15 protein-coding genes are annotated in these 16,573 nt (G+C 71.0%); 3 read left to right on the forward strand and 12 right to left on the reverse strand.

The window, feature by feature from the left end:
• The first annotated feature begins 11 nt into the window (after positions 1-11).
• Together FPZ41_RS24540 and FPZ41_RS24545 are read left to right on the forward strand one after the other, a co-directional pair.
• Positions 12-557, forward strand: coding sequence for a PH domain-containing protein (locus FPZ41_RS24540; protein ID WP_407698810.1), 546 nt, complete (start codon positions 12-14; stop codon positions 555-557).
• Positions 554-1,900, forward strand: coding sequence for a PH domain-containing protein (locus FPZ41_RS24545; RefSeq protein ID WP_322620671.1), 1,347 nt, complete (start codon positions 554-556; stop codon positions 1,898-1,900). The genes FPZ41_RS24540 and FPZ41_RS24545 overlap by 4 nt, the downstream gene beginning before the upstream one ends.
• Positions 1,901-2,094: 194 nt before the next feature.
• Here FPZ41_RS24545 and FPZ41_RS24550 read toward each other — a convergent pair whose 3' ends face one another.
• Complete coding sequence (locus FPZ41_RS24550) at positions 2,095-3,576, reverse strand: coiled-coil domain-containing protein (protein WP_152865882.1); 1,482 nt, start codon at positions 3,574-3,576, stop codon at positions 2,095-2,097.
• A 224-nt stretch (positions 3,577-3,800) separates the two neighbouring features.
• Complete coding sequence (locus tag FPZ41_RS24555; RefSeq protein WP_152865883.1) at positions 3,801-4,925, reverse strand: alpha/beta hydrolase; 1,125 nt, start codon at positions 4,923-4,925, stop codon at positions 3,801-3,803.
• A gap of 275 nt (positions 4,926-5,200) precedes the next feature.
• Here FPZ41_RS24555 and FPZ41_RS24560 point away from each other — a divergent pair, with 275 nt between their 5' ends.
• Complete coding sequence (locus FPZ41_RS24560) at positions 5,201-7,069, forward strand: phosphatidylglycerol lysyltransferase domain-containing protein (RefSeq protein WP_152865884.1); 1,869 nt, start codon at positions 5,201-5,203, stop codon at positions 7,067-7,069.
• 100 nt (positions 7,070-7,169) lie between these two features.
• Here FPZ41_RS24560 and FPZ41_RS24565 read toward each other — a convergent pair whose 3' ends face one another.
• The 10 genes from FPZ41_RS24565 to FPZ41_RS24610 form a co-directional block, all read right to left on the reverse strand.
• Positions 7,170-7,661 carry a DUF3180 domain-containing protein gene (locus FPZ41_RS24565; protein ID WP_131564152.1) on the reverse strand — a complete coding sequence of 164 codons (492 nt, stop codon included), beginning with the start codon at positions 7,659-7,661 and terminating at the stop codon, positions 7,170-7,172.
• Between the two features lie 70 nt (positions 7,662-7,731).
• Positions 7,732-8,343 carry a 2-amino-4-hydroxy-6-hydroxymethyldihydropteridine diphosphokinase gene (gene folK / locus FPZ41_RS24570; protein ID WP_152865886.1) on the reverse strand — a complete coding sequence of 204 codons (612 nt, stop codon included), beginning with the start codon at positions 8,341-8,343 and terminating at the stop codon, positions 7,732-7,734.
• A complete protein-coding gene (gene folB, locus FPZ41_RS24575; RefSeq protein ID WP_131564154.1) occupies positions 8,340-8,699 on the reverse strand; it encodes a dihydroneopterin aldolase in 360 nt (119 codons plus the stop codon). Before folB ends, folK begins: the two co-directional genes overlap by 4 nt.
• 246 nt (positions 8,700-8,945) lie before the next feature.
• Positions 8,946-9,449: a nuclear transport factor 2 family protein gene (locus tag FPZ41_RS24580; RefSeq protein WP_322620672.1), complete on the reverse strand. Its 504-nt coding sequence runs from the start codon at positions 9,447-9,449 to the stop codon at positions 8,946-8,948.
• Positions 9,446-10,312, reverse strand: a complete 867-nt coding sequence (folP, locus tag FPZ41_RS24585) for a dihydropteroate synthase (RefSeq protein ID WP_152865887.1) — start codon at positions 10,310-10,312, stop codon at positions 9,446-9,448. Before folP ends, FPZ41_RS24580 begins: the two co-directional genes overlap by 4 nt.
• An 82-nt stretch (positions 10,313-10,394) precedes the next feature.
• On the reverse strand, positions 10,395-11,000 hold the full coding sequence (gene folE, locus FPZ41_RS24590) for a GTP cyclohydrolase I FolE (protein ID WP_131564157.1): 606 nt from the start codon (positions 10,998-11,000) through the stop codon (positions 10,395-10,397).
• 142 nt (positions 11,001-11,142) lie between these two features.
• Positions 11,143-13,170: an ATP-dependent zinc metalloprotease FtsH gene (ftsH, locus tag FPZ41_RS24595; protein WP_152865897.1), complete on the reverse strand. Its 2,028-nt coding sequence runs from the start codon at positions 13,168-13,170 to the stop codon at positions 11,143-11,145.
• Between the two features lie 199 nt (positions 13,171-13,369).
• Positions 13,370-13,930, reverse strand: a complete 561-nt coding sequence (hpt, locus tag FPZ41_RS24600; protein ID WP_152865898.1) for a hypoxanthine phosphoribosyltransferase — start codon at positions 13,928-13,930, stop codon at positions 13,370-13,372.
• A gap of 76 nt (positions 13,931-14,006) precedes the next feature.
• Entirely contained in the window at positions 14,007-15,185 is a 1,179-nt protein-coding gene (tilS, locus tag FPZ41_RS24605; RefSeq protein WP_152865888.1) for a tRNA lysidine(34) synthetase TilS, read from the reverse strand.
• A gap of 192 nt (positions 15,186-15,377) precedes the next feature.
• Complete coding sequence (locus tag FPZ41_RS24610; protein WP_152865889.1) at positions 15,378-16,502, reverse strand: zinc-dependent metalloprotease; 1,125 nt, start codon at positions 16,500-16,502, stop codon at positions 15,378-15,380.
• Positions 16,503-16,573 lie beyond the last annotated feature (71 nt).

Here is a 16,573-nt window from a genome sequence, read left to right on the forward strand (position 1 = left end):
ACGCTGACGGGATGGAGACGGGGACGTTGGACGAGGCAGGACAGGGCGGGGAGCACGAGCCGCGCGGCGGCGCCCGGGCGGTGGCGCCGGAGGCCGAGCCGGTGTGGACCGGGCTGCCGCGCGGTCTGCTGCGGATGCGACGGCTGTTGCTGGTGGTGTGGCTGGGCCCGTTGACCATCGGTCTGGCCCTGCTGCCGGCCCTGCTCGCCGCGCCGGTCTGGGCGGCTTTCGCGCTGCTGCCGCTGGCCCTGCTGCTGTGGGGCTGGCCCATGCTGGGCCGCAACTGGCGCTCATGGCGGTACGCCGAGCGCGCCGACGACCTGCTGATCAGCCGGGGCGTGCTGTGGCGTGAGGAGACCGTCGTGCCGTACGGGCGCATGCAGCTGGTCGAGGTCACGTCCGGGCCGGTCGAGCGGCACTTCGGGCTGGCGAGCGTGCAGCTCCACACGGCCGCGGCCGCGACAGACGCGCGTATCCCCGGGCTCGACCCGGCGGAGGCCGAGCGACTGCGCGACCGGCTGACGGAGCTCGGCGAGGCACGATCGGCGGGACTGTGAGTACGCCCGGCACCGAGCACGAGGTGCGCGAGGAGAACCCGGAGAACCCCGAGAACCCGGTGACCGAGCACCGGCTGCACCCCGTGACCCCGCTGCGGCGGGCCTGGGCGCCGGTCGCCGTGATCTTCGGGTGGGCCATGCACGACCCGGACGGGGCGCAGCGGCAGCTCTCGCGGCTGACCACGACCACGCTGCTGATCGGGCTCGCGGTGTTCGTCCCGGCCGCCGCCCTGTACGGGTTCCTCACCTGGTGGTTCACCCATTTCGCGGTGACCGGCGCGGAACTGCGCATCCGTACGGGCCTGGTGTTCCGCCGCACCGCGCACATCCGGCTGGAACGCATCCAGGCCGTCGACGTCACCCAGCCGCTGCTGGCCCGGGTCGCGGGCGTCGCCAAGCTCAGACTCGACGTCATCGGCACGGACAAGAAGGACGAACTGGCCTATCTGGGCGAGGCCCACGCCCGCGCCCTGCGGGCCGAACTCCTCGCCCGTGCGGCCGGATTCGAGCCCGAGAGGGCGCGCGAGGTCGGCGAGGCCCCGGTACGGCAGTTGCTGCACGTCCCGGCGGGCGTGCTCGCGGTGTCGGTCGTCCTCAGCGGCGCCACCTGGGGAACCCTTCTCGCCGCGGTCGTCGTTCCGCCGGTGCTGTGGTTCGCCACGCACAGCGTGTGGACGGTCGTCGCGACCGCGCTGCCGCTCCTCGGCGCGGCGGGCGCGAGCAGTGTGGGGCGTTTCGTCGGGGAGTACGACTGGACGGTGGGCGAGTCGCCGGACGGGCTGCGCATCGACCACGGCCTCCTGGACCGCGCTCACGAGACCGTGCCGCCCGGCCGGGTGCAGACCGTACGGATCGTGGAACCGTTGCTGTGGCGGGGGCGCGGCTGGGTGCGGGTGGAACTGGACGTGGCGGGCTCGTCGAACTCGCTCCTGGTGCCGGTCGCTCCGCGCGCCGTGGCCGAGGGCGTGATCGAGCGGGTACTGCCGGGGGTGACCGTGCCGCGGTCGCCGGCCCGTCCGCCGCGGCGCGCCGGGTGGTGCGTGCCGTTCTGGTGGCGCGGATACGGGCTCGCCGTCACCGACAGCGTGTTCGTGGCCCGGCACGGCCTGCTGCGGCGCAGCCTGGCGCTCGTCCCGCACGCGAAGGTGCAGAGCGTACGGCTGGCGCAGGGGCCGTGGGAGCGTCACAAGGGCCTGGCGAACGTGCATGTGGACACGGGGGCCAACAAGACGGTGACCGCCCGGCTCAGGGACGCGGACGAGGCGTCCCGCCTGCTGGCGGACCAGGCGGACCGGTCCCGCACGGGGCGCAGGGAGGCGCTGCCGGACCGGTGGATGGCGTGATGCGGTCTTGATGCGGTCTTGATCCAGGCGGATCCGGGTGGTGCTGGGGTGCCGCGGGGGCGGTCGTACTTGGCTTGATTTCGACGGCTCGGAAGGCGTTCGGGGCCGTCCAGAACGTGCGAAAGGCGGCCGCACGGTCCGGTGCGGCCGCCCCTCCATCGGGCGAAGGCCCTCGACGGATATCTGTCAGGGCTTCAGGACACGGCGGTCCGCAGCCCCTCCACGTCGATGTGCTCCGTCTCGTCGTGGGCCGTCAGGTCGATGACCTGGCCGATGCCGCGCGCGTCCTCGTCCGCGGGCTTGAACTGGGCCTCGGACTCGGCCTTGTGCAGCGCGAGCGCCTCCTGGCCGACCACGTCCGCGAGGTCCTCGTTCTGTACGTCGTCGATGCCCTCCCCGTCCTTCTGCGTACCGAAGAAGTCGAAGCCGCCCTCGCCCGCCGGGCTCCGACGAGGGGTCGCCGCCGGTACGACGGCCACGGCGGTCGGGACCGTGAAGTGACCGGAGGGTTGGGCGGGCAGCGTGGAGTCGCCGGCCGAGGGGGCGGGCGCCGCAGCCGCGTCGGCGGACTCTGCGGGCTCGGCTGCAGCCGACTTGGCGGCGTCGGACTCAGTGGCCTCACGCTCGGTGGCCTCACGCTCGGTGGCCACGCGCGCGTGGCCCTCGGCAGGCTCGGGCTGCGTCTCGGGCTGCGTCTCGGAGTGTGTCTCGGAGTGTGTCTCCGGGTGGTCGTCCTCCTCGGCGGCATCGGCGGCCGGAGCCGCTTCGGCCGCCGCGGAACCGGCCTGGCGCGAACCGCCGTCCGGAGAGCCACCGTTCTCCGGGGCAGCCTTGCCGGAGCCACCCTTGCCGGGACCGCCCTTGCCGGAGCCGCTCTTCGCGGAGTCGTTCTTGCGGGGCTCGCCCTTGGGCCCACCGTCGCCCGCGAGCTGGGCCTTCTCGGCGGTCGCCGTCTTCGCGGAACCGTTCTGGACGATCCGGTCCAGCGCCGAGTTGGCACGCAGGAAGAGCGAGGAACCGGCCGGGGTGAAGACCCCGGAAGCCGACGGCTCCGACGGCTTCGTCTCCGCGGCCTTCTCGTCGGCAGCGCTCGCGGCACCGTCGGTACCCTCGCTCGCCTCGTCGGACGCGGCGGACTCGTCGGACGCGGCGGACTCGTCGGACGCGGCGGTCTCAGCAGCACCCTCGCCCCCCGCCGGCAGTGCCTTCGCCGGGGCCGATGACGTCTCTATGGCGAGCCTGCGACGGCCTTCCAGGGCGGTGGCCCGCTCGGTCTCCGCGGTGGCGTACCGCCGCAGCAGCGCCGCGTGCTCGTTGCGCAGGCCGGCCAGCTCCGACCGCTTGGCGCGAAGCTTCTGCTCCAGCTTCTGGCGCAGCTCGCGCGACTCCTCAAGGTCGGCCTCCAGCTCGGCGACCTGCTCCTCGTGCCGCCACTCGTCGCCCGCCCGCGCGCGCGTGAGGTCCGCGACGCGTTTGCCCGCCTCCACGTCCCAGCGGCGCATGACGGCCGCGCCCACGGCGGCGGTCGCCGCGGCGAACGCGGCCGACACCCGGAGCACGGCGGCGTCCGTGAACACCCAGGGCCCGAGGGCGCAGACGAGCGAGACGCCTGCGATCGCCGACGGAGGCAGCAGCCTGTGCAGGGGCGGTGAATGGCGGTGACGTCCACGTGGCATGGCCAGAAACTTACCGCGCGTAGGGGGAGCATGGTGCCCCCGGAGGTAAAAACACAGCCACCCCGAATCCTTCACCAACCACAACAGGTGCCGATCGCATAAGGCTGTTCGCTCGCCGGGGAGGGTTCACCACGCCTCGGGCACCGGCCCACGAGTGGTTGCGTTCCGGAATTCCCTCGGCTCGCCTGTCACTGAGCCTCGGCTCACCAGCCACTGAGCTCGGCTCACCTGTCGCCGAGCCGCCCGCTGAGCCACTGCAACGCCGCCGGGATCTCCCGCCGCCACGTGTTGAAGTTGTGCCCGCCGCTGTCGAGGATGATCGACGCGATCCGCGTCGGCCGCTTCGACTTCACGAGGTCGATGAAGTCGAGCGTGGCCTGGTAGTTCGCCTCGCCGTGCCGACTGCTGCTGACGAGCAGTGAGGTGTCCGGGGCGGGCCGGTGCTTCAGGTACCACATCAGGTCGGCCTCGTTCCGCAGCCGCTTGTTCCCCTGGAAGAGGTCGCCCGTCGTCGGGTCGAGCGGGGCCTTGTAGGACGGCGACAGGCCCGCGCCGGCGGCGTACACGTTCGGGTGGTGGACGGCGAGCTTCAGCGCGCAGTACCCGCCGGTGGAGTCGCCGACGACGCCCCAACTGCCGGGTTTCCGGCCCACCCGGTAGTGGTGCCCCACCGCCTCCGGCAGGTCCTTGGCGAAGAACGACTCGGTCTGCGGGCCGCCCGGTACGTTCACGCACTCGGTGTCACGCGGCGGCGCCACGGTCGGCCGCATCATGATCAGGATCATCGGCTGGGCCTCGCCGGTCTTGGCCAGCCGGTGGGCCGTCTGCGGATACTGCAGGCCCTCGATGAGCGCCTCGGCGGTGCCCGGATAGCCGGTGAGGACGACGACCGCGGGGAACGTGCGTGTGCGGTACTGCGGTTGGAAGTACTCCGGGGGCAGATACACGTACGCCGGGGACGCGATCTGTGTCGTACGGCCCACGATCCCGATCTTCTGGATCTGGCCGGCGATCCGGGGACGGCCGCTCCCCGGCACGTCCACCTGCAGGGTGTCGAGCACTTGGAGGGGCCCGCCCGGGCCGGCGCCGCCGTGATCGACGACCACACCCTGTCCGTTCTCCTGGCCGAACAGGTCCGCCCAACTGGAGTAGAACCCGAAAGTCTGGTTCGCGGCGAGCCCGAAGGAGGTGAAGACCGCCACCTGGGTGGCCACCAGGATGGCGACGCGCCCGCTGACGGGACGCCAGCCGCGGCGCGCCAGCCGCGGCCACCACAACACCGTGCCGACGAAGAGCAGCACGGCGGACAGCACCGCCAAAGCCAGCACCTTGTTGCTCGTCAGACCCATGGATTCATCCTGCCCGCGCTTTCCTCTGGAGGGTCGGCCACCGCGTCCGTACGGCGGATCGCGTACGGGGCCGGGCCTGCCCGCCTCTGCTCCCTTCATGGCGCTGTACCGCGGCCTTTTCCCGGCCTTTGCACCGTTTTACTGAAGGGGGGTGAACCTCTCCTGTCGAGACACCGTCCTAGAAGGCGTAATGTCGCCGGATGCCGGAATAGCACCGGTTTCAAGACCTTCTCGCAGAACTTCAGGATGCGATGTCTGTCAGGATAGAGGGGGAAATGTCGGGCGAGGTTCCCAGTCGATCAACCCGGTTGCAGCGTGTACTGAGCGGGCCGCGCCCCGAGGCCGTCCCCGCTCTGGTGGCCAGAGCCTGCACTCTCGTCGGGCTCCTGGACATGGCGGCGGGCGTGTTCCCACGCTTCCGGCACAGCCGTATGCACGCGCTCGCCGAGGTGTTGCCCGGCGCGCTCGGCCCGTTCGCGGCCGCGCTGTCGCTCAGCGCGGGCGTCCTGCTGCTGCTCCTCGCGCACGGGCTGCGACGCCGTAAACGCCGGGCGTGGCGGGCGGCCGTGGTGCTCCTGCCGGCGGGCGCGATCGCCCAGTTCACCTACCGCCACTCGCTCGTCGGCGTCCTCATCTCACTGCTCCTGCTCGCTCCGTTGGTGCGCCACCGCGCCGAGTTCTCGGCCCTGCCGGACCCGCGCAGCCGCTGGTACGCGCTCGGCAACTTCGTCCTGATGGGCGCCGGTTCCCTCCTCCTGGGCGTGGTCATCGTCAGCGTCCACACCAGGCACATCGTGGGCGACCCGAGCCTGTCCGACCGTCTGGAGCACGTGCTGTACGGCCTGTTCGGCTTCGAGGGGCCGGTCGACTACACGGGCACCACGTCGTGGACGGTGGGCTTCTCCCTCGGCGCGCTGGGCCTGTTGACGGCCATCACCACCATCTACCTGGCCCTCCGCCCGGAGCACCCGGCGGCACGCCTGACGGAGGACGACGAGGCACAACTACGCGCCCTGCTGGACCGGCACGGGGGGCGCGACTCCCTCGGCCACTTCGCGCTCCGCCGCGACAAGGCGGTCGTCTTCTCCCCCAGCGGCAAGGCGGCGGTGACGTACCGGGTCGTGCACGGCGTGATGCTCGCCAGCGGTGACCCGATCGGCGACGTGGAGGCCTGGCCGGGCGCGATCGAGCGCTTCATGGACGAGGCGAGGGCCCACTCCTGGACACCCGCCGTCATGGGCTGCTCCGAGACCGGCGCCGAGGTGTGGACCCGCGAGACCGGACTCGACGCCCTCGAACTGGGCGACGAAGCGGTGGTGGACGTCGCGGATTTCTCCCTCGCCGGACGCGCGATGCGCAACGTACGCCAGATGGTGAAGCGCATCGAGCGGGCCGGCTACGAGACCCGGGTACGACGCGTCCATGACCTCGGCGAGGGCGAACTGGAGCGGGTACGCCGCGCCGCCGAGGACTGGCGCGGCACCGACACCGAACGCGGCTTCTCCATGGCCCTGGGCCGCATCGGGGACGCGGCCGACGGCGACTGCCTGATTGCCACCGCGCACAGAATTGAAGGAGCGGCGCGAAGCGCCTCGGGCAGGGCGGTGGTGGGAGACGGGTGGGACGGCCAGGAACCCGGCCCGTACGGCGACCTCAAGGCCGTGCTCCACTTCGTGCCCTGGGGCCCTGACGGCGCGTCACTGGACCTGATGCGCCGCGACCGCTCGGCCGACCCCGGTATGAACGAGCTGCTGATCGTGGCGGCCCTTCAGGCGGCCCCCCGCTTCGGCATCCAGCGCATCTCCCTGAACTTCGCGATGTTCCGCTCGGCTCTGGCCCGCGGCGAGAAGATCGGCGCGGGCCCGGTGCTGCGCGCCTGGCGCGGCCTGCTGGTCTTCCTCTCGCGCTGGTTCCAGATCGAGTCGCTGTACAAGTTCAACGCCAAGTTCCGCCCGCGCTGGGAGCCCCGGTTCGTCGTCTACGCCGCCTCGCGCGACCTGCCCCGTATCGGTCTGGCAGCTCTGCAGGCCGAGGGCTTCGTCAACCTGGCCCTGCCCCTGCCCCGGTTCCTGCGCCGCACATCGAGGGCGGCGCGCCCGTGCGCCCACGACATGGCGGAGAGACGGGGAGTACGGGCGGCCTGAGCAACTGGGACAGGCCCTCGGTCCCCGAAGGCCATGAAGGGCCGGAGAGCCGGGGCCGGGTGGCCGGAGAGCCGGGGGCCGGAGGCCGGGTGGCAGGTCCCTAAGCCGCCCGGGCGACGCCGCCGCCCCCATGGTTGTCGTCGTCCTCCGGGAGTTTGCACACGCGCTCCAGGAAGAAGGCGGCCGCTATCACCGCGATGCCCGCGAGGACGGAGAAGCCCGCGTAGATGGCCTGATCACGGCGGGCGGGGATCTCCAGGGACTCCAGGAGGAACACGCCCGTGCCGCCGTACATACCGGCGACCAGGGCCGCGACCAGGGCGCTCGCATGGCCGAAGACGACCGCTCGGGCCGCGACCAGCGGGTCGACGCCCCGAGCGCCCGGACGGCGCTCGCGCTGGGCCTTGAGCCGGGCGCGCAGCGACAGAGCCGTAGCGAGAAGGACGGCGGCGATCAGGGCGAGCACGATGGGCGCGGCCAGCGGGACGCTGGGCAGCGAGCCCACCGCGTTCCACAGGCGGGCCCCCGCCCAGGACAGCACTCCGGCCACCACGAACACCGCGGCCAGCGTCCTGATGCGCAGCTCTTTCACGATGCCCCTTCGACGAGCCAGACGGTCCCTGCGGGCCGGGGGACGATCCCGACCCGGTAGACCTTAACGACTACTCGGGCAGCTGGAGTTCCAGGTCCGCTCGAGGGGCGACGCCCTCCCGGGTGACGTCCGCGAGGAGCTGGGCGACCGGGCCCCGGCCCGGCAGCTGGGCCTCGGGCTCCACGTCGTGCCAGGGCGCCAGGACGAACGCCCGCTCGTGCGCGCGCGGGTGGGGCAGCGTCAGCACCGGGTCGTCGGAGACCTCCTCGGCGTACGAGACGATGTCCACGTCGATCGTGCGCGGGCCCCACCGCTCGTCGCGGACGCGGTGGAAGGCCTCCTCGACCGCGTGCGCCCGCTCCAGCAGCGAGGACGGGGGCAGCGTCGTCTTCAGCACCACGACCGCGTTGAAGTACGTGGGCTGGCTGCCCGGCGCGACGCCCCACGGCTCCGTCTCGTACACCGGGGAGACCGCCTTGATCCGTACGCCCGGGGTGTCCTCCAGGGCGTCGATGGCGCCCTGGAGGGTCTCCAGGCGGTTGCCCAGGTTCGAGCCGAGGGAGAGCACGGCGCGCCTGGGGTTCTGCAGGGTCGTGTCGGCGGCGTCCACCTTCTCGACGACCGAGGCGGGCACCGGCTGGACGGTCGGGTCGCTCTGACCCTCGGTGAAGAAGGCGGTCATACTCGGCTCCGGGTGATGGTGACGGTCACGTCGTCGAAGGGAACCGTGATCGGCGCCTGTGGTTTGTGGACACAGACCTCGACCTCCTGGACTCCCTCGTGCTTCAGACACACCTGGGCGATGCGCTCGGCCAGCGTCTCGATGAGGTCGACGGGCTCGCCCTCGACGACCGCCACGACCTCCTCGGCCACGATGCCGTAGTGCACGGTCTTCGCCAGGTCGTCGTCGGCCGCCGCCGGTCGGGTGTCCAGGCCCAGCGTCAGGTCCACGACGAAGGTCTGGCCCTCCTCGCGCTCCTTCTGGAACACACCGTGGTGCCCGCGGGCCCTCAGGCCGCGCAGCGCGACACGATCCACGCGAATCACTCCTGCAGTCGTCGGTCACGGCGGTGCGTACCGCACGCGGTCGGCACACCAGCCACCCTCGAATCTACCTGCGGGCACTGACAGCGTTCGGCCGCGGTCAGCCCGGGCCCGCACCCGACGGGCACAGTTCACCGGGCGTTTTCCTGGGAGGACACGGCGGCCCGCAGGCCGGAAGCCCCGCATACCCCGCATCCTGTCACTCGAATCCTCAGCGGCCCTCGACAGGCGCCTACCCACTCAAGGGGGCGTGTCCTCGCCCTCGTCGCTGTCGGATTCGGTCAGTACGGGGGAGGCGTGGTGCGACCACAGCTTCCAGCCCTCCCCTGTGCGCCGGAACACGTTCGTGGCGACGACCAGCTGACCCACGAGCGGGCCCAGCTCACCGCCTCCCTCCGGCGCCGGGCCACCGCTGAGGATGTTTTCCGTGCAGGTCACCAGGGCCGTGTCGCCGGTGACGGACACATGGACGTCGGTGAGGAAGAACTGGATGTACTCGGTGTTCGCCATGATGAGCGCATAGGACCTCAGCACCTCGCCGCGGCCGGTGAGGACCGGCCAGCCGGGATGGACGCAGGAGATCACGCCGGTGTCCGCCGGGTCGTGGTACGACTCGTCGACGCCCAGGTCCGCGGGGGTCAGCCACAGCGAGGAGACCTCCTCGAAGTCGCCGCGCTCCATCGCCTCGTAGAAGGCCGTGTTGGCGAGTTCGACCTGCTCGACGTCCGTGTGGGGCGCGCTCACAGCTCCCGGGCTCCTTCTACGGCCCTGGCCACGCGGACGGCGTCGGCGGTGGCCCGCACCTCGTGGACACGGACGGCCCAGGCGCCCTGGTGGGCGGCCAGGGCGGAAACGGCGGCGGTGGCGGCGTCGCGCTCCCGGGCCGGCGGCGGGGCGCCCTCGGGGCCGGCGAGAACCCGGCCGAGAAACCTCTTGCGGGAGGCGGCGACCAGCAGCGGGTGGCCGAGACCGAGCAGCCGGTCGAGGCCGGCGAGGAGCGCGAGGTCGTGCTCGGCTTCCTTGGAGAACCCGAGACCGGGGTCTACGACGATCCGGTCGGGGGCGACACCACCGTCCAGAACGGCCTCCACGCGCGCGTGCAGCTCGTCGACGACTTCGGAGACCACGTCCTCGTACACACCCCTGATGTTGTCGCCCTCGTGGAAGCCACGCCAGTGCATGACCACGAAGGGGGCGCCCGCGTCGGCGACGACCGGGATCATCGCAGGGTCGGCGAGGCCGCCGCTGACGTCGTTGACAAGAGCGGCGCCTGCCGCGAGGGCCTGTTCGGCGACGGAGGCGCGCATCGTGTCGACGGAGACAACGACGCCTTCGGACGCCAGGCCCCGCACGACCGGGATGACGCGCCTGAGTTCCTCCGCCTCGTCGACGCGGGTGGCACCCGGGCGGGTGGACTCGCCGCCGACGTCCACGAGGTCGGCGCCCTCGTCGACGAGGTGGAGCCCGTGCTTCACCGCGGCGGTCGTGTCGAACCAGCGGCCGCCGTCGGAGAACGAGTCCGGGGTGACGTTGACGACGCCCATGACCGCACACCGGTCCCACACGGGCAGTCCCGCCACGTGGCCGCGGCCGCTCTTCTTGCTCATGCGCCCAGCCTAGGCCCCGTGTGGGGCGGCGGGTTTACGGGTGGGGCGCCCGGGAGGGTTTGGCCGCCCGTGTCCCACCGGGTCAGCGGGCCAGTATCAGGCTCATCGCCTCGGCACGGGTCGTGGCATCCCGGAGCTGGCCGCGGACCGCCGACGTCGTTGTCTTGGCACCCGGCTTGCGGATGCCGCGCACGGACATGCACATGTGCTCGGCCTCGATGACCACGATCGCGCCGCGCGCCTCCAGGATGCGCATGAGCGAGTCGGCGATCTGTGTGGTGAGTCGTTCCTGCACCTGCGGCCGTCGGGCGAACACCTCAACGAGACGGGCCAGCTTCGACAAGCCGGTGATCTTTCCGCTGTCGGCCGGGATGTAACCGACGTGGGCCACGCCATGGAACGGCAGAAGATGATGTTCACAGAGGCTCACGATCTCGATGTCCTTCACCAGGACCATCTCGTCGTGCCCCAGATCGAACGTCGTCGTCAGAACCTCCTCGGGCGTCTGCCTCAACCCCGCCAAAAGCTCCCGATACGCCCGCGCCACCCGCCCCGGCGTCTCCCTCAGACCCTCCCGGTCCGGGTCCTCCCCGACCGCGATCAGCAGCTCCCGCACGGCGTTCTCGGCGCGTTTCTCGTCGAACTCGCCGATCGTGCCCTCACCGTCCAGCGTCACGGGGTCGGTCATCTGGTGCCTCGTTCCTGTGCCTTCGACGCGTACGGATCACGCGTCGCATATACGGGCATACGAAATTGCCGCGCCCCCCAGGCTAGAACCTGGGGGGCGCGGCAATCATTCCGGGCCTGGTAGGCCGAAAACCGTCGTGGGATCAGCTCTCCGAGCGGTCCTCCGGGGCGGTCTCCTTCGCGGGGACGGACTCCGCGGCGCCGGTGATCGCCGGCGTCGCGCCGTTCACCCCGTTCGTCAGCGCGAGCTCCTTCGGGGAGAGCACCGGCGGGCGGGTGGACGGCGTCCGGCGGGACGAGCCGGTCCACGCGGGGCGCGGCGGGCGCTTGACGATGGTGGCGAAGACCTCGGCGATCTCCTCCTTGCCCAGCGTCTCCTTCTCCAGCAGCGCGAGCACCAGGTTGTCGAGGACGTCGCGGTTCTCGACCAGGATCTCCCAGGCCTCGTTGTGCGCGGTCTCGATGAGCTTCTTGACCTCTTCGTCGACGAGCGCGGCGACCTCTTCCGAGTAGTCGCGCTGGTGAGCCATCTCACGTCCGAGGAACGGCTCGGTGTTGTCGCCGCCGAACTTGATCGCGCCGAGACGCTCGGTCATGCCGTACTGCGTGACCATCGCGCGGGCCGTGGTCGTGGCCTTCTCGATGTCGTTCGCGGCGCCCGTCGTCGGGTCGTGGAAGACCAGTTCCTCGGCCGCGCGGCCGCCCAGCATGTAGGCCAGCTGGTCCAGCATCTCGTTGCGCGTGGTCGAGTACTTGTCCTCGTCCGGGAGCACCATCGTGTAGCCGAGAGCGCGGCCGCGGGACAGGATCGTGATCTTGTGGACCGGGTCGGAGTTCGGTGAGGCCGCCGCGACCAGGGCGTGACCGCCCTCGTGGTACGCGGTGATCTTCTTCTCCTTGTCCGACATGATCCGGGTCCGCTTCTGCGGGCCCGCCACGACGCGGTCGATGGCCTCGTCCAGCATCTGGTTGTCGATCAGCTTCTTGTCGCTGCGGGCCGTGAGGAGCGCGGCCTCGTTCAGGACGTTGGACAGATCGGCACCCGTGAAGCCGGGCGTGCGGCGGGCGACCGCCGACAGGTCGACGTCCGGGGCGACCGGCTTGCCCTTCTGGTGGACCTTGAGGATCTCCAGACGGCCCTGCATGTCCGGGCGGTCGACCGCGATCTGGCGGTCGAAGCGGCCGGGGCGCAGGAGGGCCGGGTCGAGGATGTCCGGGCGGTTCGTGGCGGCGATCAGGATGACGCCGCCCTTCACGTCGAAGCCGTCCATCTCGACGAGCAGCTGGTTCAGGGTCTGCTCGCGCTCGTCGTGACCGCCGCCGAGGCCGGCGCCGCGGTGGCGGCCGACCGCGTCGATCTCGTCGACGAAGACGATCGCCGGGGCGTTCGCCTTGGCCTGCTCGAACAGGTCACGGACACGGGAGGCACCGACACCGACGAACATCTCGACGAAGTCGGAACCGGAGATCGAGTAGAAGGGGACGCCGGCCTCGCCCGCGACGGCGCGCGCGAGCAGCGTCTTGCCCGTACCGGGCGGGCCGTAGAGCAGCACGCCCTTGGGGATCTTCGCCCCGACCGCCTGGAACTTGGCGGGCTCCTGCAGGAACTCCTTGATCTCCTGGAGTTCCTCGACCGCCTCGTCCGAGCCCGCGACGTCCGAGAACGTCGTCTTGGGGGTGTCCTTGGTGATGAGCTTCGCCTTGGACTTCCCGAAGTTCATCACTCGGGAGCCGCCGCCCTGCATCTGATTCATCAGGAACAGGAAGACGACCACGATGAGGACGAAGGGGAGCAGCGAGAGCAGGATCCCGACGAACGGGTTCTGCTTGGACGGCGACACGGTGTAGCCGTCCGGGATCCGCTTGGTCTGGTACTTGTCCTGCAGCGTGGTGGCAAGGCTGACGCCCTGGTCGCCGATGTAGCTCGCCTGGATCTTCGAGCTGTCGTCGACCTTCTGACCGTCCTTGAGCTCGACCTTGATGATCTGCTCGTCGCCGGTGGTGAGCTTGGCCGACTTGACCTTGTCCTGATTGATCGCCTGGACGACCTGGCCGGTGTCCACCGTCTTGTAGCCGCCGGACGAGCCGACGACCTGCATCAACACGACCACGGCAAGGACGGCCAGCACGATCCACATGACCGGCCCACGGAAGTATCGCTTCACGTCCATCCATACGGAGCGGTGCCGCCCCGTCCCTCCTGCCATAGTGAGTTTGATAAAGACTGTTCTTCGGACGGTACCCCAGCATTGTCACCCGAAGTCGCACGGGACGGCTGACAATCCCGTCTCTGCATGCTCCAACGGCGCGAGACCCGCTGGGGTTCCCGAGCGTCCCACAGAGGCCCGCAGCCCCCGTGACAAGGACTTTTCAGCCGCCGTAAACGTGAGGCGCGAGCGTACCCACGAACGGGAGATTGCGGTACTTCTCGGCGTAGTCGAGGCCGTATCCCACGACAAACTCGTTGGGAATGTCGAAGCCGACCCACTCGACGTCGATCGCGACCTTGGCCGCCTCCGGCTTGCGCAGCAGGGTGCACACCTTCAGGGAGGCGGGCTCGCGCGAGCCGAGGTTGGAGATCAGCCAGGAGAGGGTCAGGCCGGAGTCGATGATGTCCTCGACGATGAGGACGTGCCGGCCCTTGATGTCGGTGTCGAGGTCCTTGAGGATCCGCACCACGCCGGAGGACTGGGTGCCCGCGCCGTACGAGGACACGGCCATCCAGTCCATGGTGAGGGGGGTGGTCAGCGCCCGGGCGAGGTCCGCCATGACCATGACGGCGCCCTTGAGGACTCCGACGATCAGCAGGTCCTTGCCCGCGTACTCCGCGTCGATCTTCGCGGCCAGCTCGGCCAGCTTCGCGTCGATCTCTTCCTTGGTGATGAGCACCTGCTGAAGGTCGGCACCCATGTCTTTCGCGTCCACCCGCATCACTTTCGGTCGTCCCACCGGCTGAACGGCCTCTCCCCGAAGGGGGACCCGACACCTCCCGAGAGGAGTGTGTTTTTCAGCCTTGCCGAATCACCAGTCTGCCACCCTGCCTCCGGGCGACTACCTTGCCCGGCAGGTTGATGGCTCCCTGTCCGCGCCAGCCGGTGATCAGCCGGTCGATCTCCTCGATGTGGCGGGCGAACAGCGAGCCGGCCGGAGCCCCCGCCCCGATGGCGGCGCGGCGCAGGATACGGCGGCGGACGGCTACAGGCAGGGCGTACAGCTTGGCGCACTCCAGGACGCCCGACGCGTCGCGTACGGAGGGCTCGGCCCGGCGGGCCCAGGCGTCGAGGGCATCGGCGTCGTCACGCGACAGCTGGGCCGTGCGGGCCAGGGCTTCCACGACGCCCTTGCCGAGCGCCTTCTCCAGGGCGGGCAGGCCCTCGTGGCGCAGCCGGGAGCGGGTGTAGGCGGGGTCGGTGTTGTGGGGGTCGTCCCAGACGGGGAGGGACTGGACCATGCAGGCCTTGCGGGCGGTCTGCCGGTCGATCTGCAGGAAGGGGCGGCGGTAGCGGCCGCCGGCCCCCGAGACCGCGGCCATACCGGACAGGGAGCGGATGCCGGAGCCGCGGGCGAGGCCGAGCAGCACCGTCTCGGCCTGGTCGTCGCGGGTGTGGCCGAGCAGGACGGCGGCGGCGCCGTGGTGTTCGGCGACGGCGTCCAGGGCGGTGTAGCGGGCGTCACGGGCGGCGGCCTCGGGGCCGCCGTCGCGGCCGACCGCCACGGCGACGGACTCGACGGGGTCCAGGCCGAGCTCGCGCAGCCGCAGGACGACCTCGGCGGCGCGCAGGTCGGAGCCGGGCTGCAGGGCATGGTCGACGGTGACGCCACCGGCGCGGACGCCGAGCCTGGGGGCTTCGAAGGCGAGGGCGGACGCGAGCGCCATGGAGTCGGCGCCACCCGAGCACGCCACGAGGACGAGCGGCGGGGACAGGGGCGGGGATACGGTCGGGGATACGAGGGTGTCCCGGCCCGAGCGCGGTCGCGAGCCGGCGTCGGCGGTGCCGCGAGTCATGGCGTCGGGACGCACGGCGCGGGTGCGTGCCGATGCGTCGGTGCCGTCGGAGGTCCCGCCGGCGCGGAGTGCGGGTACGGCGCGGACGGCGTCGGTGTCGGTGTGGTGTTCGGTCAGGAGGTCGTGGAGGACGCGGCGGACCGCCAGGCGTATCGCCGCGACCGCAGGATGGGGACCCATGTCCGGTGCCCTTCATGAAGTTGTCGGGGGGTGAGCCCGAAGTCGGTCACGCAGAGTGTGTAGATGGTGACAGAAACGGGCCGTTCCCCGAGCATTGCACGCCTGCCCTTCGCTCACGCTCCCTCGGACGAGTGATTGCGAGGGCGTTTGCCTGCCGTCGGCCGAATTCGTGTCACGCCTTCCCCGTACGCCTCACGCTTCCGACTTCCGGTGCACCCGCGCGACCCAGTCCGCCGGTTTGGCGATCTCCGTCTTGGTCGGCAGGGTGTTCGGGGAGGTCCACACGCGGTTGAATCCGTCCACGCCGACCTGTTCGACGACGGACCGCACGAACCGTTCGCCGTCCTTGTACTGCCTGAGTTTGGCGTCCAGACCCAGCAGCTTGCGCAGGGCGAGATCCAGACGCGAGGCGCCGCGGGCGCGTCGTTGCTGGAACTTCTCGCGGATCTCGCGCACCGACGGCACGACATCCGGGCCCACGCCGTCCATCACGAAGTCCGCGTGACCCTCCAGCAGGGACATGACCGCGGTGAGGCGGCCGAGGATCTCGCGCTGCGCGGGCGTCTGGACGAGTTCCACGATGGACCGCGAGTCGTCGCCCTCCTCGCCCTCGGGGCGTCCGCCGGCGAGCGACTGGGCGGCCTCCCGGATGCGTTCCAGGACGGTCATGGGGTCCATCTCGGTCTCCCCCAGGAACGACTGGATTTCGCCCTCCAGGTGGTCACGCAGCCAGGGCACCGCCGTGAACTGCGTGCGGTGGGTCTCCTCGTGCAGGCACACCCAGAGACGGAAGTCGTGGGGCTCCACGTCGAGTTCCCGCTCCACGTGGACGATGTTCGGCGCGACCAGCAGCAGCCGTCCGCCGCCGTTCGCGCCCGCCGGGAGTTCGCGGGTCGCGGGGGCGAAGGTCTCGTACTGGCCGAGGACACGGGAGGCGAGGAACGACAGCAGCATGCCGAGTTCCACGCCGGTGACCTTGCCGCCGACGGCGCCCAGGACCGCGCCGCCGGGGGTGCCACTGCGGCGTTCCTGCATCTTGTCGAGCAGCGGTTTGAGGAGTTCCCGGAACCCGGCGACGTTCGCCCGGACCCAGCCCGGGCGGTCGACGACGAGGACGGGGGTGTCGTGGGCCGTCTCGGTGCCCATACGAGTGAAGCCCCGGACGTGTTCCTCCGAGGCCCTGGCGTGTCGGCGCAGCTCGGCGACGACGGCCCTGGCCTCGTCGCGGCTCACCTCGGGGCCCGGCCGCACGAGCCGGGTCGCGGTCGCCACCGCGAGATTCCAGTCGACCATCTCGGCACCACCGATGCGCGTCATGAATCAACCGTACGGGAGCGCTGCCGCTGGGGGCAGGCTGTGAGAGGTGGGTGGGGGGTGCGGGGTTTTTG

This window comes from Streptomyces acidicola (genome assembly GCF_009377235.1).
In the GTDB taxonomy this organism is placed as follows: Bacteria; Actinomycetota; Actinomycetes; order Streptomycetales; family Streptomycetaceae; genus Streptomyces; species Streptomyces acidicola.